Genomic DNA, 19,202 nt, shown 5'->3' with positions numbered 1-19,202 from the left:
TTAGTTCGGCAGTGCGAACACCGTCAGCTGACCGCCCAGCGCGGTGTAATCACTGAGAGCAGCATAGCCACCCACGGCGCCCAGACCGTCATTGGGATTGGTCAGACCAGCCGCCAGACCAATACCGGCCCAGCCACCAACTCCCGACAGGATGCCGATATACTGCTTACCACCCTGCTCGTAGGTCATCACGTTTCCGATAATGCCTGAGGGCGTCTTGAACTTATACAGTTCTTCACCTGTCTCGGCATGCACAGCCTTCAGATACCCTTCAAGCGTGCCATAGAACACGATGTCACCTGCCGTTGCCAGAGCGCCCGACCAAACCGAGAACTGCTCGGGGATCGACCACTTGATGGAACCGTCGGTGTTGTCCCAGGCGATGAAGTTGCCCATACCGCCATGGCTGTCCGGCGCCGGATACATCGCCAGCGTCGCACCCACGTAGGGCTGACCGGCGGTGTAAGACACGCGGAACGGCTCATAGTCCATGCAGACGTGGTTTGTCGGCACGTACATAAGCTCGGTCTTTGGCGAATAGGCTGCGGGCTGTTGGTCCTTGGTGCCCAGAGCAGCCGGGCAGATACCGGTCGAGTTCACGTCCTCGCCATTCTGCTCGGTTGAGTATTGAGCAACAACAGCAGGACGACCGTAGGTTTCGCTGTTGGGATCCATGTCGACGCCCGTGGTCCAGTTGACCACCGGATCGAACTTCTCGGCCACCAGCAATTCACCCGTCACCCGGTCCATGGTGTAACCAAGACCGTTCCGGTCGAAATGGGTCAGCAGTTTGCGCTGCTCGCCATCAATTTCCTGCTCCGAAAGGATCATTTCATTGATGCCGTCATAGTCCCATTCGTCATGTGGCGTCATCTGATAGAACCAACGCGCCATACCGGTATCGATATCGCGGGCCATGACTGTCATCGACCAGCGATTGTCGCCCGGACGCTGCGCCGGGTTCCATGTCGACGGGTTCCCGGTGCCGTAGTACATCAGGTTTTCGTCCAGATCGGCCGAATACCAACCCCAAGTGGTGCCGCCACCAATTTTCCATTGGTCGCCTTCCCACGTGTTGGTTCCGGAATCCGCGCCAACCGGCTTGCCCAGATGGGTGGTTTTTTCAGGATCAACCAGGATATCGGAGTCCGGTCCCATGGAATAGGCGCGCCAAACCTGCTCGCCCGAGTTCATGTCATAGGCCGTAACCGACCCGCGCACACCAAATTCACCACCCGAGATACCGACAATGACCTTGTCCTTGATCGGCAACACTGTGGCTGTGTTGGTTTCACCAATCGCCGGGTCACCATTCTGGACTTCCCACACGACATCGCCGGACTTGGCATCCAGCGCCACAACCTTGGTGTCGGCCTGATGCAAGAAAATCTTGCCATCAGCGTAAGCCACGCCACGGTTCACCGTGTCACAGCACATAACCGGAATCACGTCCGGGTCCTGCTTAGGCTCATACTTCCAGACGATTTTGCCGTCATTGGCCAGATCCAGAGCATAGACAATGTTCGGGAACGGCGTGTGGACATACATCATGTCGCCAATCACCAGCGGCGAACCCTCGTGACCGCGCAGAACGCCGGTCGAGAAGGTCCATGCGACCTGTAGATCACCAACATTGTCTGCGTTGATCTGATCCAGTGCGGAATAGCGCTGATTTTTGTAGTCACCCGTCTGGATCGCCCACTGTTTCGCGTTCTCCATCTGGGCAACCAGGTCGTCATTTGCATAGGCCGCTGTGGCCAGTGCAATGGCAATCCCGGAGGTCCAAAGCGATAGATTTTTCATTCAATCTCCTCCCTTTCGTGCAGAGATCTCTCTCTGCATTGCAACACCTCACCCAGGTCGGATTACGGTGTCTGTTAATGCTCGCCCGGACCGGTAGTTTTCCGGTCGCATCGGTGGGTGAGCAATGCGCTCTCCTACGACCCGTTGTCCTCAAAGGTCGCAAGATATGCGATGATGTTCGCTCGATCGTCCTCTTTTCGCAGCCCCGCAAAGGTCATCTTGATCCCTTTCGCGTAGTCGCGTGGTTTTGTCAGAAACGCGTTCAGTTCTTCCGGTGTCCAAACCAGCCCCTCTTCGGACAGGGAAATCAACACCGGTGAATAGCCAAACCCTTCAACGCTTGCGGCCTGACGTCCAACAATACCGTTCAGCATCGGCCCTACCTTGTTTTCAGCCCCCTCGCCCACCGCGTGGCACGCCTTGCACTTGCGGAAGACTTTCTCGCCCGCTTCGGGATCGCCTTCGGCACTTGCGAAGGCGGGGGAAAGCATGAGGCAGGTTGCTGCAAATACCGTTCTGATCACTATTAATCTTTCCTTGCTGTTTTCATTGGTTGAGGCGTTCCGCGTGCCATTCGACATGGTCGCGCGCAAAACTGTTTACGAAGAAATACGAGTGGTCATACCCTTCCTGGATTCTGATCTGTCCGGGCTGGCGACGCTTGGCCATCATATTGGCCAGTGCTTCGGGTTTAAGAAGATCAAGGAACTGATCATCGGCGCCCTGATCGATCAGCAAGTCACCTTTCCAGCCGTGCTCTTCCAGCAGCAGAGTGGCGTCATGCTCGACCCAGGTATTTTCGTCGTCACCCAGATAGCTGCTAAGCTGTTTACGGCCCCAATCCGACCGCGTCGGGTGCGCAATCGGCGCAAATGCCGAAAGAGATCCGAATTTGTCGGCGTTGCGTATGGCGATGGTAATCGCGCCGTGGCCACCCATGGAATGACCAGTTATCCCGTGACGATCCTGCACGGGGAAATTCTTCAGTACAATGTCGCGCAGCTCGTCGACGATGTAGTCATACATCCTGAAATGGGCCCGCCAAGGGTCCCGGGTGGCGTTCACGTAAAAACCGGCCCCCTGCCCCAGATCATAAGCGTCGTCATCGGCAACACTGTCCCCACGCGGTGACGTATCGGGAAACACAACCGCGACGCCGTAATCTGCGGCTGCCTCCTGAAATCCGCCCTTGGTCATCGCGTTTTCATGGGTGCAGGTCAGGCCGGACAAGTACCACAACACCGGCACCGGCCCGGATTTGGCCTGAGGCGGCAGGTAGACAGCAAAGGTCATCTCGCAATCACACGTCTCGGACGAGTGGGAGTAGACAGTCTGCTCACCTCCGAAACTGCGATTTTGCGAGATGACTTTCAACTCCATGTCAGTACTCCACTACCGCACGGATTGATTTACCTTGGTGCATCAGGTCAAAGCCGTGGTTGATTTCATCAAGAGTCAGCTTGTGAGTGATCATGGGATCGATCTCGATCTTGCCGGCCATGTACCAATCAACGATCTTCGGAACATCCGTCCGGCCCTTGGCTCCGCCGAACGCGGTTCCACGCCATGACCGGCCGGTGACCAGTTGGAAAGGACGCGTTGAAATCTCGGCGCCAGCAGGTGCCACACCGATGATAATGCTTTCTCCCCAACCTTTGTGTGCGCATTCCAAAGCGGTTCGCATCACGCCAACATTGCCGGTCGCGTCAAAGGTATAATCTGCGCCACCGCCGGTCAGTTCGACCAGATGTGCCACGATATCGCCGCTGACTTTCGAGGGATTCACGAAATCGGTCATACCGAAATGAGTCGCCATTTCGGCCTTGCCGTCATTCAGGTCGACACCAACGATCTGATCACAGCCCGCCATTCGACAGCCCTGAATGACGTTCAAACCAATTCCGCCCAGACCAAAGACCACGCAACGTGAACCAATTTCGACCTTGGCGGTGTTGATGACGGCCCCGATGCCGGTGGTGACGCCACAGCCGATGTAGCAAATCTTGTCAAACGGCGCGTCCTTGCGCACCTTGGCCAACGCAATCTCGGGCACAACGGTGTGATTGGCAAAAGTCGAGCAGCCCATGTAGTGATGGATGGGTGTCCCGTCCAGCATGCTGAACCGGGTCGTACCATCTGGCAGCAAGCCCGCACCCTGCGTGGCACGAACTTTCTGACACAGGTTTGTCTTGGGATTCAGACAATACTCGCATTCACGGCATTCGGGGGTGTAAAGAGGGATCACGTGGTCTCCAACCTCAAGGCTGGTGACACCTTCCCCTACTTCCAAAACTACTCCGGCGCCTTCATGACCCAGAATTGCAGGGAAAATCCCTTCGGGGTCATCACCTGAACGAGTGAACTCATCCGTATGACAAAGACCGGTCGCCTTGACCTCAATCAGGACTTCGCCTGCTTTCGGGCCATCAAGCTCAACCTCCATGATTTCCAAGGGTTGGCCTGCCGCCACAGCAACCGCCGCGCGTGTTCTCATCTCTGTCTTTCCTCCCATGGCACCGGAATCAACCGTAGTCCGGCAGCTTGGGTCGAGTATGAGGGTGAGCGCCATGTGCAAACAATTAAGACAATGGTGTGTATTGGGTTGAATGGACTTCGCGCGCAGATTCCATGCATGATGTCCGCGTGGAGGAGAGCTGCGATGTCTAACGGCAAGCTAATAATTACGGCGCTGGCTTGGCTCGGCGCGGCTGGCCCAGGCCTGGCAGCGGATTTTTCCGACCCAACCTGGCCGTGCATCCAACGCAAAGTCGAGGACCTGTCGCTGGGCCTCATGTGGCCGTACCAGGTCCCTGACAGCGAAACCACCGAAGATAGTGCCGACATCGATGAAATTGCTGGCCTGTTGGCGCTGAGGCGGATCGACCTTGAGGATCTTCGGCCACAAGTTGCAGAGTTTGCCTCGCGGTACAACGGTGATCCGGATATTCTGGGTCAGGTGTTCCAGCGCGTCTTTGACACCTTGTCCAAAAGGCGCAAGCGCATCATTGCGGGGATCGGAGAGTTTTCGTTGAACCAGATCGATATGGCTGAAAAGATTGATCTGGCCCGGGTGGAAATGGAGCAAGCCCTGTCTTCCGACTCGCCGGACTATGACCGCATCGACGCCCTGGAGGAGCAGCTGGATTGGGATCAGCTGATCTATTCTGACCGTCAACGCTCGATCACCTATCTTTGCGAAACACCGCAAATAATCGAGCGACGCCTGTTCGCGATTTCGCAAATGCTGCAACAGTTGACCTCAGATCAAGGTTAATGCAGCGGCCTCTTGGCAAGGAGGGAAATATGAAACACCTACTGATCGTCTTTCTGACGCTGTCGCCCCTCTCGGCCCTAGGCCAGTCCCCACTCAGCGGTGTTGACATGACTCTGCCCAAAATGACCCAAGCGCAAATGTCCCGCGCAGATGTCGTGGCCCGGCTTGCCGTTGCCACGGCCGACGCCCCCGCAGATTTCACCCGGGTCTGGTTGAACAATCTCGACCTGTCCGGGTTGGATTTCAGCAACGCGATCCTGCGAGCGACGTCATTGAACGGCACCAATTTATCGGGATCGACTTTGGACGGCGCGATTCTCAGCCAATCCTGGATGATCGGCGCCGACCTTTCAGGTGCATCTCTTGTCGGGGCCGAGCTGTTCCAGACCCAGCTCAGCCAGGCAGATCTGAGCGATACGGATTTCACAAATGCCAGAACAGCCGCCGATTTCACCAAGTCCAATTTGAACCGGGCAGTATTCAAAGGGGCGGATTTTTCGGCCGACATGCGCAACCAATCCATGGGGCTTATGCGCGGCGTTCTGTCCTCGGCTCGCGGATCGGACGTGGATTTCACTGACGCGCGAATGTCCCGCGCCGATCTGGAATTTGCCAAATTGCCCAACGCAAATTTCACCAATGCGGATTTGTCGATGGCCACATTGGGCGGGGCGGACCTGACAGGGGCCACATTGTCCGGTGCCGATTTTACGAATGCCGATTTGACGGCAACGCGGCTGACTGACGTTGGGGGCGCAGATCAGACCAATCTGGGCGCCGCGAAAAACTTGGATCGGGCTATTCGCTGACAGGGCTATTCCCATTCAAGTTCGGTGAATGCGACCGTCGCATTGCGCGGGTTGTAGGCGTCAAACAATTCCCAGTGCGCCGCTTCTCCCTGAGCGATCGTTTCAACCGCATCGCCCAGTCGCTGACCACTGTCGATTGCTTCGCGCGTGTCGGTTTCCAGCACATTCAAATAGCGCCTCATATCCTCGGCGCCCTCAGGCCACGCCAGGATCGGCCCACCGTGGCCGGGTACGATTTGGGTGACGTCAAGCCCGGTCATCTGCTTCAGGACGCGTTGCCAGCCGATCAGTTGACCATCCAATGCCGGGGTATGCCGGTGAAATACCAGATCGCCCGTGAACATAACACCGGTGTTTGCATCCATGACGGTCAAGTCATTCCCGGTGTGTGCTCGGGGCCAGGCCCGCAGGATCAGTTTACGCCCACCCAGGTCGATCTCGTCCGTGGTTTCGACAGCGATGTCGACCGAAACTGGCCCGACGCCCACATAGGCGCTATCGCCGATCGCGGCGCTCAGGCTTTCAACATAGTTGCCCAACCGGTCCAGCAACGCTCTCTCCAGCCCCACATGGCCGACAACCTGCGCACCTGAAAGGGTCAAAGACTCAGTCCCCAATGTATGATCGGGATGCATGTGGGTTAAAATTACGTGACTGACTGGTTTGTCCGTCTCGGCCCGAATGGCCCGCCAGACAGCCTCTCCTATCCAAGGTGCCGTTCCCGTATCAATCACCGCAACACTGTCCTGGCCGATGACAAATCCGATATTGGACACATCGCCCAGATTGTCCGCGGCGGGTTCCGCTATCAAACCGCGATGCACGAACAGACCTGGCGCAGCTTCTTCAAATTCCAGTGCCTGACCAATGTGTTGGCAAAACGGTTCGCCGCTGCGCCAATCGGAAAGCGGCGGAAGAGTTGTTTTCAGCTTCTGCTCGCATTCAGCCTGTGATCGGGCTTCGTAACCCGGCAAAAGCTGTTCTCTGCAAGGCTCTGTCGCAACCTGAGCGCATAGCAAAATCACGGCTTCAAACATAGCAGCCCTCCGACAAGAACATTGGCACAGATCTCTGACAGAACCACCACGCCTTTCGTCGGCATTTATTTTCCTTGCGTTTTGTGGCACATTTTTCGCTACCGGTTGCCGGAGGAAACAACATGGCCAGAGCACTAGCACCCGCAGCAATCCTTTCACTTGCACTAGCCCTGCCTGCTTGGGCAGAGCAGCCAATCAAAAATCCGCTGGTCAGCAGCGAGACCTGGAAGGACCTGCAATACGATGTCGTGGGCGATGCCCGGATCGGAAATGCGGACACGCTGCTTTCGCTGGACGCCCCTTACCGGGCGCATGATGCCGCAACGGTGCCGATCGTTTTGAAACAGCTTGATCCCGATGCCCGGATTTCCGCTGCCACTGTCGTGATCGACGAAAACCCGGCCCCGATAGCAGGCGTCTTTGCTTTTTCACCAGCCATGGGTCAATTGGATTTCGAGATGCGAGTCCGCGTGAACCAATATTCGAATGTCCGCGTGATTGCTGAAACGCCTGACGGGCTTCATATGACCGGCCGGTTTGTCAAAGCATCGGGCGGCTGTTCAGCACCAGCCAGCAAAGATCCAGAGGTCGCATTGGCGTCCATGGGCAAGATGAAGCTGCGCAGCTTTGGGCAAGAGGCGCAGATTTCCGCGCCGCGTCGAGAAGCTCAGATCATGATCCGTCACCCGAACTATTCCGGCCTGCAGCGCGATCAGGTTACGCAACTATTCATCCCTGCGCATTTCATCGACCATATCGAAGTTTGGCAGGGGGATGAGTTGCTGTTCACTATGGACGGCGGCATTTCGATCTCGGAGAACCCGGCTTTCCGATTTGCCTATAACGACAACGGCTCGACCATGTTGACGGTCAAGGCAACGGATACCGAGGGCAACACGTTCGAGAAAGACTTGCCCAAAGCCGCGGCCAGCTGACGGACCAGACTGCGTTTATCAGAAACAGACAACCTCGGCTTCAGCCTGCGCCCGGCGCAGGTCGGCCACCATGTTTTCGGCCAGCACCGCACTTTTGAAAAATGCCATGCGCTCTCCTCCGACCCGACGCATAGACAGAACAGTTTCCGCCTGTTCATATTGCTCATAGGGAAGGATCGAAGCGATCAAATCGATCGAGCATGAACACCTGTCCAGCATCTCGCGAGTTTGGCCGTTGGTGACCATGCACGCGAACACGTAATCCGCACGCGCTGCGGTCGGGTAGTCATTGAGCCGTTCCGCAACGCTTTGAGCCGACACTGCGACGGGCACGGCCAGAACGGCCGTGATCAAAGCTGCAAGGGTCATGCGGCTGCGTTCCCGAATTTGGCCTGACGTTTTCATTCGCGACCCTCCTGCACTCCTCCAAACCGCATTTCCGATCGATAAACGGCCATGCCGTCACGTTCAGAAACAGCTTCCGCCACAAGGCTTAAATACCACCCCGGTATCTCCTCTGACACTGAGACGCGGAGAACGAGGTCTCCGAAACCTTGCATCCGGTCCCGGTTCGGATCTTCAGCGAAAGGGCGCATAAAGATGATCTGTACGGGGATGGTTTTGCCATCGACCACCGCCTCGCTCTCGACGATCTCGGCAGGTTGAACCAGCGCATCCTTGATGCGGTTTCGGATATAAAACGGGCTACCTCCAGCGGACTCGGCCATATCCCGGATGGCGCTTTCATAGAAAACCATAATCATCGGATTGCCGACGTTGGCCGGAAAAACACCCATAGCGCGGTGTTTGTCATCTTGGCGAAATTCCAGATGTGCCATTTCGTTCCCGTCGTTCGTAAAGCTGAGCGCAATAACACCGGTATCACGTTCAGCCGTATCCGGTCTTATCTGGTTTGTGACGGTACGCTGATAAATGAGTTCCTTGTCACGCGAGATAGTGTCCAGAACGCCATCTTGGAACAGCAAATCATAGGCTTGCTCGGCATCAACCGATGCCGCGGAAACCGAAATCAAACTCAAAACCAAAACGGCAATTCCGCAAAGAAGCCTTCTCATGATTTTGTCCTCCCCGCGATGAGAGTATGGGCTAATCGCCCCATGTCACCGCCGACTTTTGTCGGTATTGAGCGTTTGCGTGTGCAAAGCATTCTGAATTTTCCAGATGATCAAAGACCGGAGCCGCGGCAGTTTGACTGGTTTCGCCATAACCGAAATCTCATGCCGCAATCCGTCTTTGCGTAACGCTTCACTGCGATTAGCGGTGATCAGAATTGCCGGAACTTGGGCCTGCGTCATCTCTCGGATCCGGTGAATTGCATTAACGCCGGTTTCCCCATCATCCAATTGGTAGTCGGCCAGAATGATATCCGGCGGCATTCCAATGTCTTTTATGAATTGCATCGCTTCCTTCGGCGACCGGGCCGGCAGAACACTGGCACCGTTTTGTTCCAGCCACTGCGTTGTCCCAAACAAAACATCACGGTCGTTTTCGATCACCAGAATGATGAAATCCAACGGCACATCGCCCGTATTGGCCAGAAGGTCCAACGGTTCGACGGCGCTTTTCTCTGTTTCTACCCTGTCCATTTCTATGCTGAACACCGAACCAATGCGGGGTTTGGATCGAAGCGAAAGCTTGTGGCCCAAAAGTCGGCAGGCGCGGTCTACTACAGACAAACCCAATCCCATGCCGGAACCCAATGGCACGTTTTCGGCCCGCGTGAATTCCTCGAACACGCGTTCCTGGTCCTTGCGTGCAATCCCGATACCTGTATCCCAGACTTGCAAAATGACCTTGTCGCCACGCCTGCGACACCCCACCAGAACCCGACCTCCGGGTTCGGTGTACTGGATGGCGTTCACGACCAGATTCTGGATCGAGCGCAACAGGTAGACCGGATCGGATTTTACGATTTCCGAACACGGAACCACATCAAGCCTCACGTTCTTGTTCTCGGCGACAAGCGTTTGGTCGCCCTGTATCCCTGCAATTATCGTAGCGAGACTAACTTCTGTGGGTGAGACCGTGTCCGGATCGGTAGTTTCAAGCCGCGATATATCCAGCAATGAGTGCAACAGTTGTTCAGCAGATCCAAAGGCACCCTCTAACCGCTCCATCATCTCATGAAGCTCGGTCTCACGCGTGATCTCCAGCAGGGTCGAGATCATGAGTTTTGCGGCATTGATCGGCTGAAGCAGGTCGTGGCTGGCCGCCGCAAGAAATCGTGTCTTGGAAGAGACCGCAGCTTCGGCTCGTTCCTTTGCGATCCGCAGCGCCTCTTCCACCCGCGCTTTTTCTTCGTATTCCTGAACCAGCTTGGCGTTGGCATGCGTCAACTCTGCCGTGCGTTCCATAACCCGGTTTTCCAGGGTTTCGGTCGCACGTGCTTCAAACGTCACGTCTTTCAATTCGACCAGAAAACCACCATCCGGCAGTTGGTTGACCTGAATGTCCAATACGCGGTCTGATCCATCGCGCACACGTTTGCGCAACCAGCCGCGGCTTTTGAGCTCGTGTTGCCACTTGTCGATCCTGAGTTCATCATCGGCCTTGATCAGCCCGCGCGTCCGCATAAGATCCAGAAGCGTTTGAACAGGTATGTTTCCCTGTAAGACGGATAGCGGCAGGTTCAGTATTTCCCGGAACCGCGCATTGTGCATCATGATCTTGGTATCTGATGAAAATGTACAAACGCCAGAGCTCATGTTTTGGAAAACCGCCTGAAGGTAGTCTTCCTGCCGGTCAATCAGGGTTTCTTTTTCATCGCGGTTCCTGCGAACAACGGATGTGATATCGGTTAGCAGAATGACCACATTCTGCGGCGACGTGTATTGTGCGCTGAGTTGATACCAACGGTCACCACGCAATTCGATCACGTCGCTGGACACCATCCCGGTATGGCAATTGCGCTCAAGCGTATCCAACATTTTCGATATTCCATGGTCGGACGATACGAAATCGGGGCTGTTCTGCACCAACAGAAAAAACCGACCCAGGCTGAGGCCGGGTCCGACAACGTCAGACATGTCCGGGAAGATCGCCTGAAACAGATCGTTACACAGGTTCAATTCACCATCTGTGAACAGCGCGAACCCTTCTTCCATGGAAGACAAGGCCTTGACGAGGCTCTTGCGGGTTTGTTCGCGTTCGTACCTGGCGCTTTCAAGTTCGGTGGTCGCGCGCTCCAGATCGCGGCTCTGCTCCATCACTTGCTGCTGCAACTCTATCGCCGACTGAAACGCCAGAAAGGCGGACGGACCCACATCTTTCTGGCGGTTGGCACGCCGCATCAACGCATCGATGATCTTGGCCTGTTTGGATATCTGAATCTCTGGCGGGTCGTCTGGATTCAGCATGGTCAGCTCAGGTCTCGCTTCTCGGGCTCAAAGAAAGCGACCCCCACAAAGGTCTGGTTCATATGCACGCCGGATTGCTGTTCTCCGTAGGTATTGAAGCCAACCACCCGGTGAGATTGCAAAACATCCGAAACCTGTTTGCTCAACTGTTTCTGTTCGATTTCCAGTTTTCGCAGAATACAGTCGAACCCAAGAATGAAATCCGGGGCGGTTCCGGTGTTGTCGCGCACATTCAGCCCAGCTTTGAGCGTTTCAATGATCTCCTTCCCACGCCCCAGTGTCATGATCAGACCGTCATCAATCGCCGCGAGAAAGGATAGGGACCCCCCCTCCATCGGTTCACGAATGGCACGTACATAGTAGTTGAGGTTTTGCCTGAGAAGCAGAGGGTTTTCTGCAAATACCAGTGGCGAAAGATCCTCGGCAGCGCACCCAACCAATCGGGCATATTCCTGCGCCGCCGGTGCCCCGTTTATCTCATAAACCACGCGTTCTTCCGGGTTGGCGTCGGTGATGATGATCTCTGATCCGATGGGCAGGAAATGATCAAAACCTATGCCCTGAAAACCAAGGTTGGTTTCAATCAACAACAGGACGGCAGCATTGTTGTGCGCCTTGCCACCGTGAAAAACGAACGTCTCTTCATATTGAAGGCCATCCCCGGCAGAACCGCCAAATATCGGCAATCCATCCAGTACGGTTTCCAGCGTTGAGACCAACAAGTCTTCCTGCTTAGACAATCCATCCGTAAAAACCAGCGCCAGCCTGTTCCACCCCGCCGTATGGCGGAATCTTTCGGCCAGTCGCTGCGCTGTGGCAGCGGTTTCCGTTGAATTGAGCGGTCTGAGCGATTCGAACAAAATGGACGAGCATCGAAAGTTGGACTTCGGAAAGGCCAGCAGCAAAAGCGCATGCGATTCATAACCCGACCGCGTGATTTGTCCTGCCGTGGTGCAGCCGAAAACAGGAACACCCGCGAGTTTCCTGTTCAGGCAACGCGACACTTCGACTGGATCAAGAGTGCTGGGAATAAAGGCCAGGACAAAGCAAGACAGCAGGCAATCGATTTCCGCGCAGGCTTCTTCAACAGCGGTCGTCGGGTCCAAGTCAACGGAACGGCCAATCGCAATGAAATTCGGTTCATGCTCCAGATCCCGCATGCGCGCCCCCTAGTGTTGAAGAAAGGATTTAACCTCCGGCTCATGTCGCGACTGTCGGGCGACAACTGAATCAACCAGAACAGCGGCCTGGGTCCGATTGCGCACCCCAAGGCGGCGCAGCAAAGCGGTGATATGCGCCTTGACCGTCGCCTCGGCCAGCGACAGCTCATATGCAATCTGCTTGTTGGATTGGCCCACGCAGATAAGCTTGAGAATTTTGACCTGCTGCGGCGTCAATGATGAAAGCTCGGGGCTGGACTGATAAACGGTGCTTTCGGATTGCTTCAGCTCTTCGACCCGGTTGTATTCGGTGGGCACGTATCTCCGTCCAGAGGTGATCTCCTGAATGGCGTGTTTCAGGGTTTGCGCCGGCGTATCTTTTGGCAGAAATCCCATCGCACCGTGGTCCAGCAACGATCGCACCAGCTCTCCGGATGCCAGGGACGATATTACCAGAACCGGCGCATTCGGACAGCGCTGCCGGAGCTGCTGAAAACCCGAGATACCCGTCACGTCCGGCAATTTCAGATCGAACATGATCAGATCAGGCTTGAAGCCTGCGCCAAGTATCTCAAGTGTCTGCTTCAGCGTATCGGCTTTTTCAATTCGGCAGTTCTCGAAGCTCAGCTTCAATGCCGCGGCCAGCGCGTCACTGAACAGCGGATGATCATCCACTATCAGCACACTGGACACCTGGTCCACCGGTTTAGGGCATCCCGCAATCTGCATTGCTTCTCCTCCAAAGGGAAAAGTACAGCATTTCCGGATCAGTTCAACTGTTTCGTTTTGATACAAGCGAAAGATACCATAGATAACAAAAGCTTGATGACTCAGATGACCTAATTCTTGAGGAAACTTCTGGCAAACTCCTTCAAATCAGGCGCTGCGGCCTTGGGATCAAAATACTGCCTGTCAAAGTCCTGCATTTGTTTAAGGCGTCTGGATGAGAGTCTGTCGCGGTGCAAGATGGCAGAAGCAGCTTGTCGCAATCCGTCTGCACGACCGGTCTTGGCACAGCTCTGCAAATCACGAACCAGTGGATCGAAAATACCAAAGCGTTGCAGTGCCCTTGAAGCGGCCACCTTGTGACCGGACATGCCCAATACCAAACCGGCCAGAAAAACAACACTGGCGATTGCGGCGCCAGGCCCACCCAACAGCTTTGCTTGTGCGACATCTTTCTCCGATCTGTCGGGGCCTTCCTCTTGGGTAACCGTGCCGTAGGCAATGCGTTGCGGCGAGATGGTGACCTCTCGGGTTTCGCGGGCCACAGTGTCAAAGTAACTGAATTGAAGGGGCTCAACGATGCCAGACGTGTCGTTTGAAGGGCGTATGGTCCAGCGCCAAAACGCATAGGTGACCGGCCCTTCCGGGGTCAGTTCGACAAGCCGTTTCTCAGGATGCGCGAAGATCAGGGCTGACGGCGATGTCAACTCAGGCATTGGCGGAAGCATCTCGGGTGTCGCACCCAAGGCTTCAAGTCGAATGACGCGCAAGACACCCTCACCCGGTGCAAGTTGATCCGGCGCATTCGACCACTGATCCGAAATCTGCAACTTGCGAACCGGAAACCACCAATCCTGCGTGGCCGGGGCTTTCGCCACCTGAATGGTCAGCGGATCTGATTGAATCTCATGTTCGAACCAGTCGTCATTTTCGTCTGTCAGGGTCAACCTGTGCACAAACGGACCAATTGAAAGCTTGCCTGCCTCGACAGGATAGATCGCCATACGTCGGGTAAACACTTTGTATTTCCGACCATTGATCCTTTCTTCCGACCAACTGTCCGGCCCCAGCTGTGCCCAGCTGAACCCATCAAAGCGGGGCTGGATCAGTTCTTCGCGCGTGATGTGCCGACGGTAGACACCCCGGATCGTCAACAGCACCATCTCGCGGGTGAACGGAACGGGGGCGTCGTCTGCAATGGTAACCTCTATCGACGCCTCGGACGGCAGCACTGTTTTGGACTGTGCCAAAACCTGAACAGGAAGTGCGACGAGAATTAAAACCAACCACTTCATTCCGGGCTCTCCGCTTCAGGAGGGGACAGGCCCAGCTTTAACCTGCGCTTGTGTTCCTGCGCGATCCGCGCCGCCATGAACTCACCCGGAACATCGGAAAGCTGATTGAGCCAGCGCTGGTCGGCCACCATGAACTTGTCGTCAAAAATGCGCCGTACGCCCAGTCGTCCACGACTGTCCAATTCTGCCAATCCCAGCATCGTGTTCGAGTTCGTGACCTCACTGCCGGTTCCCGCCGCCCGCGCATTCCCGCGCGCGACAAAACTGTCGGCCTTGGAGCCGGATTTGCGTTCGGGGAAAAGGCCCAAAGCCTCGGGGTCGATCTGCTGCCCCGCGTAAAAGGCGGCCAGCAGATCGAAATTCGCCCGAGCATCCGGATTTCCCTTGGCTATGGCCTGATCATAGGCTTCCAGCGCAGCGGCCAGCTGGCCGTTCCTGGCGTAAGCATTGCCAAGATTATACTGGTTTCCAGCGCTTTCAAAAGCACTGGCAGCTTTGTCGAAAGTTCCGGCTCGGTAGAAGGCAATCCCCTGCCAGTCAGGGTCGGAAAACAGATTTGCAGCCATTGGGTACAGACCAATCGCCAATGCAATGCGGCCAAAGGGGGCAGCGCCGCCCAGCGCAAAGGCAACGACAATACATGCGGCACCCGCAATCGCGAACCATCTCATGCCCCTGCCCTCCAAAACAAAAACAGCAGGGGGAGCAGTGCGAAAAACAACAGGTACCGTCCCAGATCGTGCCAGAATAGCACCGGATAGTCCGCCCGTTTCAAGCGGGTTGCGGCATCATCTGCCAACCAGATGGCCAGATCATCTGACTGGTTCAATGTGAAGACAGCTCCGCCGCCGACAGTGGCGTGGGTTTGAATTTGTGCAGTCGGTGAGTGAACTGAAACCAAAGACACACGTGCCCCTCGTGAGGCAAGAGATGCGACCTGCTGCAAAGAAGATGATCCAAGCCCGTCCCCGTCAGTGAATATGACCACGTCCCCGGCCAGGATGTCCGCCTCCTCCATCCGCTGATCCGCCAATGCCAGTGCGCGTTCCGGTCGCGATCCCTTGTCCGGAACGGTCTGCCCATCGATGAGCGAGAGTGTTTGACCCAATTGGCGGTGATCGGTCGTCATATCCGTGGCGACATAGGCATCGCCCGCGTATACGATGATGCCGCCGGGCCGGGACCCAAGCGCACTGACACCCAAGCGTCCCAAGCTTAGCATTTGTGGCCAGCGGTCGTCATCAGCCACGCTTTCTGATGCATCCACAAGGAACAATACGCCATCCAGATTGCGATAGGTTTGCGCGTCGCGCCGTTCGATTGCCGGGCCGGTCAGAGCAATTGCAATGATCCCGGTGGTCAGCAATAAGACGGCCGTTGTGAGCGGAAAGGAGCCGCCTTCGATCCGGCCAATCGCAGCCATCGCTTGGACAAGCTGCGGGTCGGTGACCTTGTCCCACGCTCCGAACCCCCCGGCGCGGGAAAGCAACCACCACCCGGCCCCGCACACGACCACCAACAAAAGCCCCCAGACCGGCCTAAGCAGAGTGACATCCAGCTCAATCATCACGCTTGCCTCCACGCCGCCAACAGGGCAAGTGCTGCCGCCATTGCTGCGGGCCAGGTCCAAAAAGATCTGTGGACCTCGGCCGTAAGGCCCGTGCTATCCGTCGCCTCCAACCGATCCAGTGCCTGTGTCACTTCAATAAGATCATCGGCGGTCTTGACGCGAAACGCCTCGCCGCTCGAAACTTCGGCAATAGCACGCAGCGTGACTGCATCGACTACACCGCGTTCACCGAGTTCGGCGCTTTGCAGGTCTTTCGGGCCGAGCGCAATTGTATGGACCCGCACCCCCATCTCAGCCGCCAGTTCGGCCACGCCACTGGGGTTCGTTGCACCCGCGTTGTTCACCCCATCCGACAACAGAATAACGACCCGCGAAGCCGCCTGGCTGTTGGCCAGACGCTTCAAGGCGAGGCCCAGACCATCGGAGATGTTTGTCGCACGGCCCGAGATACCAATCGTGGCCTCTTCGATCCGTCGTGCAACAGCCTCGGTATCAAATGTGAAAGGCGTGGCGAAATAGGCTTCGGACCCGAAAACAATCAAAGCCACACGGTCGCCGGCGCGACGTCTGGCGAACTCGGATCCAACGCGTGTCACCGCCTCCAAACGGGTGATCTGGCGCCCGTCGAGATGAAAATCATCCCGCACCATTGATCCCGAAAGATCCAAAACAATCGCAAGGTCCCGTCCGGACACTTTCAAAGCGCTAACAGGTTGAAGTTCGCGCGGACCGGACAAGGCAAAAATCGTGAGCGCCCAAATGATCCACAATATGAGGTGGTCCGCCAAAAACCGGGTCTCGGCCTTATTCTGTGGACTGGCCGCCATAAGCATACCGCCTATGCGGTCAGGGACTGGGAACCCCCGCTCGAAAACCGGCCGAGGTTTGACCAAACGCACGATGACAAAAGGTAATGGCAGCGCGAGCAGGACCCAGGGATCAGCAAGTTCAAACACGACCCGCGACCTCCTCTTGCAGGGTCTCCAGATCCGGACCGCCGCCAGGTTGATAAAGACCGCCAGTCAACTCTTCATATCGCTTCGGATTCTCAACTCGCAGTCTGTGCAAAAGAGCCACTCTACGGCGATCCACAGACCAACCCGGTCGTTCAGCAGTCTGATCAGATGGACCCATCTGCATGTTTGCTGCGGTCTTGATGCTCAGAAACCGCAAGATGGCGACACAGCCAACTGAGGCCAGCGCCGCGATACCAACGACAGCCGCGTATTCGGCAAACACCCCGCCTGCAGCCTCCGCGGGCAAATGGATGTCCCGCAGGCTGGCCAGCATTGTGGCTTCAGAAAGGGCTTTCTCACTCATGCCACATACCTTGTCGCGAAGACCGACGAAATGCGACGAGAGGTTTGTTCGACCGGGTCACTGGCATTCAAGACAAGCGCAGAATGTGTTGCGACCTTCTGAAACACAAATTCACCGGAAGGCTCTGCCTGGGCCAGATAAACCCGCTTTTGCTGCCCATCTGAAAGGCGGATCGGATACCAGCCTTTTGGCATCTCGTGCGCTTTGCTTTCGGTCACAAGCAGCAGTCTTGGGTTGCGGCGATGACTGAGCCGGTCCAGCACGTCTGAAAAGCCGTCTCCCTGCTGATCGAAGCCAGACGCGATGATAATCTCGGCCCCCGTCGGGGTCAGGCGATCAGCGCCGGCAAGCGCCTGTTCCAGCGTCCAGCCTTCATCTTCACCCTTTTGCAGCGCGGTCAGACTGCGCGCGTGGGCCTGAACCAGACCTCCGATCACGTCCAGCATCCCGCGCGTTTTTCCGCGCAAGGGAACAATAACGGGTGTGCCGGTGGTGAGCGCCAACAGACCAACACGCCCGCCGCTTTCAACCATGAACCACCCGATCAAGGTCAGAGCTTCGGCGGCTGCCACCGAAAGAAAAGCCCGTTGGAGGCCCCAGAACATCGGCGATCGAAAATCAGCAACCAACAGGGCGACGCGATCCTGTTCCTCCTGAAACTGCCGGATATGCATACGCCCTGTGCGGGCGGTTGTTCCGCGATCCAAATGACGAATGTCATCCCCGTCTACATATTCACGTACATCTGCAACCTCGACGCCCTGCCCGCGCTTTCGGGTCAGAAATCCTCCGGGCAGGGCCGTCATTGTTGGGTTGCTGTGGTCGGTCAATGCGATGTGCCGCAATGCAATCAAAGCCTCAGTTGTCAGGCGAACCCCCGCATGTGCCAGTACCCCCGTCACAGCGGCTCGACAGCATTTAGAATGTCGGCCACCAATTCGCGTGGCTTTTTGCCATCCGCAACGGCTCTCCAGGTCAGCACCATGCGATGGGCCAGCGCATCGGGCGCGACGGCGGCTACATCTTCAGGCAGGGCGAAATCCCGGCCTCGCAGATAGGCGCGTGCGCGCGATGCCGAGGCCAGGGCCAACGACCCGCGGGGCGAGACTGCATGTTCAATAAATTCGGCAAACGGACCTTCACGCGTCGCGAGCACAAGTCGTACGATATAATCCCGCAACTCTGGCGCAACGTGAACCGATTGCGCTTGGGTACGGGCAATCTTCAGCTCATCAAGCGTCATCTGCTGCGCGACTGGAGGCCCATTCCGTGTTTCAGCGATGACCAGATCGAGGATCTCACGTTCCGTTTCCAAATCCGGCAAAGTCAAAACGACATGCAGCAGAAACCTGTCCAACTGCGCCTCAGGCAAGGGAAAGGTTCCGTCGTGGTCAATGGGGTTCTGGGTCGCCACGACCAGAAAGGGATCCGGCAGGGCATATGTTTCATTTCCAACCGTAACCTGGTGTTCTGCCATGGATTCGAGCAAAGCGGACTGCACCTTGGGCGGCGCGCGGTTGATCTCGTCAACCAGCACCAATGTGTGAAACACAGGCCCCGGAACAAATTCAAAGCGGCCTTCCTGGGGCTGGTACACTGGTGTTCCGGTCAGATCAGACGGCATCAGGTCCGGCGTACATTGAATGCGGGCAAAGCCGCCCTCGACGGCGTTCGACAACCATTTGACCGCGCGTGTTTTCGCCAGCCCGGGCGGCCCTTCTACCAGAAGATGACCACCTTCTAGCAGGGCGATTAGAAGGGATTCAACCAGATGCTCGTGACCAACAAGCCCCTGCGACAGATACCCCGACAATCCCGCTATGGCGCGTGGCGGGTTTTCAGGCCTCGTATCCATATGTCCTCCCATAGACTCTCAGGGCGCATTGCCTGCATTCA

The 19,202-nt window shown here is 56.4% G+C and carries 20 protein-coding genes; 3 read left to right on the top strand and 17 right to left on the bottom strand.

Annotated features, from left to right (window positions below; genetic code table 11):
* The 4 genes from xoxF5 to AC2FJB_RS14890 form a co-directional block, all read right to left on the bottom strand.
* Positions 1-1,803 carry a lanthanide-dependent methanol dehydrogenase XoxF5 gene (xoxF5, locus tag AC2FJB_RS14905; RefSeq protein WP_117873005.1) on the bottom strand — a complete coding sequence of 601 codons (1,803 nt, stop codon included), beginning with the start codon at positions 1,801-1,803 and terminating at the stop codon, positions 1-3.
* Between the two features lie 134 nt (positions 1,804-1,937).
* Positions 1,938-2,327, bottom strand: a complete 390-nt coding sequence (locus AC2FJB_RS14900) for a c-type cytochrome (protein ID WP_299638896.1) — start codon at positions 2,325-2,327, stop codon at positions 1,938-1,940.
* 22 nt (positions 2,328-2,349) lie between these two features.
* Positions 2,350-3,183, bottom strand: coding sequence for an S-formylglutathione hydrolase (fghA, locus tag AC2FJB_RS14895; RefSeq protein WP_496719366.1), 834 nt, complete (start codon positions 3,181-3,183; stop codon positions 2,350-2,352).
* Position 3,184: 1 nt separating this feature from the next.
* Positions 3,185-4,297: an S-(hydroxymethyl)glutathione dehydrogenase/class III alcohol dehydrogenase gene (locus AC2FJB_RS14890; protein WP_117873003.1), complete on the bottom strand. Its 1,113-nt coding sequence runs from the start codon at positions 4,295-4,297 to the stop codon at positions 3,185-3,187.
* Positions 4,298-4,462: 165 nt separating this feature from the next.
* Between AC2FJB_RS14890 and AC2FJB_RS14885 the strand changes: the two genes are divergently transcribed.
* Both AC2FJB_RS14885 and AC2FJB_RS14880 read left to right on the top strand, forming a co-directional pair.
* A complete protein-coding gene (locus tag AC2FJB_RS14885) occupies positions 4,463-5,077 on the top strand; it encodes a hypothetical protein (RefSeq protein ID WP_496719365.1) in 615 nt (204 codons plus the stop codon).
* 29 nt (positions 5,078-5,106) lie between these two features.
* Positions 5,107-5,886: a pentapeptide repeat-containing protein gene (locus tag AC2FJB_RS14880; RefSeq protein ID WP_496719364.1), complete on the top strand. Its 780-nt coding sequence runs from the start codon at positions 5,107-5,109 to the stop codon at positions 5,884-5,886.
* 5 nt (positions 5,887-5,891) lie between these two features.
* Here the strand turns inward: AC2FJB_RS14880 and AC2FJB_RS14875 are convergent, their stop codons facing one another.
* Positions 5,892-6,923, bottom strand: a complete 1,032-nt coding sequence (locus AC2FJB_RS14875) for a quinoprotein relay system zinc metallohydrolase 2 (protein WP_496719363.1) — start codon at positions 6,921-6,923, stop codon at positions 5,892-5,894.
* Positions 6,924-7,045: 122 nt separating this feature from the next.
* On the opposite strand from AC2FJB_RS14875, the gene AC2FJB_RS14870 reads away from it, so the two are divergent.
* Positions 7,046-7,858, top strand: coding sequence for a quinoprotein dehydrogenase-associated SoxYZ-like carrier (locus AC2FJB_RS14870; protein ID WP_496719362.1), 813 nt, complete (start codon positions 7,046-7,048; stop codon positions 7,856-7,858).
* 18 nt (positions 7,859-7,876) lie between these two features.
* Here the strand turns inward: AC2FJB_RS14870 and AC2FJB_RS14865 are convergent, their stop codons facing one another.
* The 12 genes from AC2FJB_RS14865 to AC2FJB_RS14810 all read right to left on the bottom strand — a co-directional run bounded on the left by AC2FJB_RS14865 (position 7,877) and on the right by AC2FJB_RS14810 (position 19,161).
* Positions 7,877-8,227, bottom strand: a complete 351-nt coding sequence (locus AC2FJB_RS14865; RefSeq protein ID WP_117874007.1) for a hypothetical protein — start codon at positions 8,225-8,227, stop codon at positions 7,877-7,879.
* Between the two features lie 32 nt (positions 8,228-8,259).
* The gene (locus AC2FJB_RS14860; protein WP_117872999.1) at positions 8,260-8,934 is read right to left on the bottom strand and encodes a hypothetical protein; all 675 of its coding nucleotides are present in this window, start codon (positions 8,932-8,934) and stop codon (positions 8,260-8,262) included.
* Positions 8,935-8,979: 45 nt separating this feature from the next.
* Positions 8,980-11,235 carry a hybrid sensor histidine kinase/response regulator gene (locus tag AC2FJB_RS14855; protein WP_496719361.1) on the bottom strand — a complete coding sequence of 752 codons (2,256 nt, stop codon included), beginning with the start codon at positions 11,233-11,235 and terminating at the stop codon, positions 8,980-8,982.
* A gap of 2 nt (positions 11,236-11,237) precedes the next feature.
* A complete protein-coding gene (locus AC2FJB_RS14850; protein ID WP_117872998.1) occupies positions 11,238-12,395 on the bottom strand; it encodes an FIST N-terminal domain-containing protein in 1,158 nt (385 codons plus the stop codon).
* A gap of 9 nt (positions 12,396-12,404) precedes the next feature.
* Positions 12,405-13,124 (bottom strand): response regulator, encoded by a 720-nt coding sequence (locus tag AC2FJB_RS14845; protein ID WP_496719360.1) that lies wholly within the window; start codon positions 13,122-13,124, stop codon positions 12,405-12,407.
* 110 nt (positions 13,125-13,234) lie between these two features.
* On the bottom strand, positions 13,235-14,416 hold the full coding sequence (locus tag AC2FJB_RS14840; RefSeq protein ID WP_496719359.1) for a hypothetical protein: 1,182 nt from the start codon (positions 14,414-14,416) through the stop codon (positions 13,235-13,237).
* Positions 14,413-15,087 (bottom strand): hypothetical protein, encoded by a 675-nt coding sequence (locus AC2FJB_RS14835; protein WP_496719358.1) that lies wholly within the window; start codon positions 15,085-15,087, stop codon positions 14,413-14,415. The genes AC2FJB_RS14840 and AC2FJB_RS14835 overlap by 4 nt, the downstream gene beginning before the upstream one ends.
* A complete protein-coding gene (locus AC2FJB_RS14830; protein ID WP_496719357.1) occupies positions 15,084-15,983 on the bottom strand; it encodes a VWA domain-containing protein in 900 nt (299 codons plus the stop codon). Before AC2FJB_RS14830 ends, AC2FJB_RS14835 begins: the two co-directional genes overlap by 4 nt.
* Positions 15,983-16,942: a VWA domain-containing protein gene (locus AC2FJB_RS14825; protein ID WP_496719356.1), complete on the bottom strand. Its 960-nt coding sequence runs from the start codon at positions 16,940-16,942 to the stop codon at positions 15,983-15,985. Before AC2FJB_RS14825 ends, AC2FJB_RS14830 begins: the two co-directional genes overlap by 1 nt.
* A complete protein-coding gene (locus tag AC2FJB_RS14820) occupies positions 16,935-17,306 on the bottom strand; it encodes a hypothetical protein (RefSeq protein ID WP_496719355.1) in 372 nt (123 codons plus the stop codon). The genes AC2FJB_RS14825 and AC2FJB_RS14820 overlap by 8 nt, the downstream gene beginning before the upstream one ends.
* A complete protein-coding gene (locus AC2FJB_RS14815) occupies positions 17,303-18,208 on the bottom strand; it encodes a DUF58 domain-containing protein (protein WP_254683867.1) in 906 nt (301 codons plus the stop codon). Before AC2FJB_RS14815 ends, AC2FJB_RS14820 begins: the two co-directional genes overlap by 4 nt.
* On the bottom strand, positions 18,205-19,161 hold the full coding sequence (locus AC2FJB_RS14810) for an AAA family ATPase (protein WP_496719354.1): 957 nt from the start codon (positions 19,159-19,161) through the stop codon (positions 18,205-18,207). Before AC2FJB_RS14810 ends, AC2FJB_RS14815 begins: the two co-directional genes overlap by 4 nt.
* Positions 19,162-19,202 lie beyond the last annotated feature (41 nt).

It is taken from the genome of Ruegeria sp. CDSC085 (genome assembly GCF_059610465.1).
This window is presented reverse-complemented; position numbering and strand designations above follow the sequence as displayed.

Coding starts and splice junctions, on each gene's coding strand:
- xoxF5 (WP_117873005.1), bottom strand. CDS start 1,803: ATGAAAAATCTATCGCTTTGGACCTCCGGGATTGCCATTGCACTGGCC.
- fghA (WP_496719366.1), bottom strand. CDS start 3,183: ATGGAGTTGAAAGTCATCTCGCAAAATCGCAGTTTCGGAGGTGAGCAG.
- AC2FJB_RS14890 (WP_117873003.1), bottom strand. CDS start 4,297: ATGAGAACACGCGCGGCGGTTGCTGTGGCGGCAGGCCAACCCTTGGAA.
- AC2FJB_RS14885 (WP_496719365.1), top strand. CDS start 4,463: ATGTCTAACGGCAAGCTAATAATTACGGCGCTGGCTTGGCTCGGCGCG.
- AC2FJB_RS14880 (WP_496719364.1), top strand. CDS start 5,107: ATGAAACACCTACTGATCGTCTTTCTGACGCTGTCGCCCCTCTCGGCC.
- AC2FJB_RS14875 (WP_496719363.1), bottom strand. CDS start 6,923: ATGTTTGAAGCCGTGATTTTGCTATGCGCTCAGGTTGCGACAGAGCCT.
- AC2FJB_RS14870 (WP_496719362.1), top strand. CDS start 7,046: ATGGCCAGAGCACTAGCACCCGCAGCAATCCTTTCACTTGCACTAGCC.
- AC2FJB_RS14865 (WP_117874007.1), bottom strand. CDS start 8,227: ATGACCCTTGCAGCTTTGATCACGGCCGTTCTGGCCGTGCCCGTCGCA.
- AC2FJB_RS14860 (WP_117872999.1), bottom strand. CDS start 8,934: ATGAGAAGGCTTCTTTGCGGAATTGCCGTTTTGGTTTTGAGTTTGATT.
- AC2FJB_RS14855 (WP_496719361.1), bottom strand. CDS start 11,235: ATGCTGAATCCAGACGACCCGCCAGAGATTCAGATATCCAAACAGGCC.
- AC2FJB_RS14850 (WP_117872998.1), bottom strand. CDS start 12,395: ATGCGGGATCTGGAGCATGAACCGAATTTCATTGCGATTGGCCGTTCC.
- AC2FJB_RS14845 (WP_496719360.1), bottom strand. CDS start 13,124: ATGCAGATTGCGGGATGCCCTAAACCGGTGGACCAGGTGTCCAGTGTG.
- AC2FJB_RS14840 (WP_496719359.1), bottom strand. CDS start 14,416: ATGAAGTGGTTGGTTTTAATTCTCGTCGCACTTCCTGTTCAGGTTTTG.
- AC2FJB_RS14835 (WP_496719358.1), bottom strand. CDS start 15,087: ATGAGATGGTTCGCGATTGCGGGTGCCGCATGTATTGTCGTTGCCTTT.
- AC2FJB_RS14830 (WP_496719357.1), bottom strand. CDS start 15,983: ATGATTGAGCTGGATGTCACTCTGCTTAGGCCGGTCTGGGGGCTTTTG.
- AC2FJB_RS14820 (WP_496719355.1), bottom strand. CDS start 17,306: ATGAGTGAGAAAGCCCTTTCTGAAGCCACAATGCTGGCCAGCCTGCGG.
- AC2FJB_RS14810 (WP_496719354.1), bottom strand. CDS start 19,161: ATGGATACGAGGCCTGAAAACCCGCCACGCGCCATAGCGGGATTGTCG.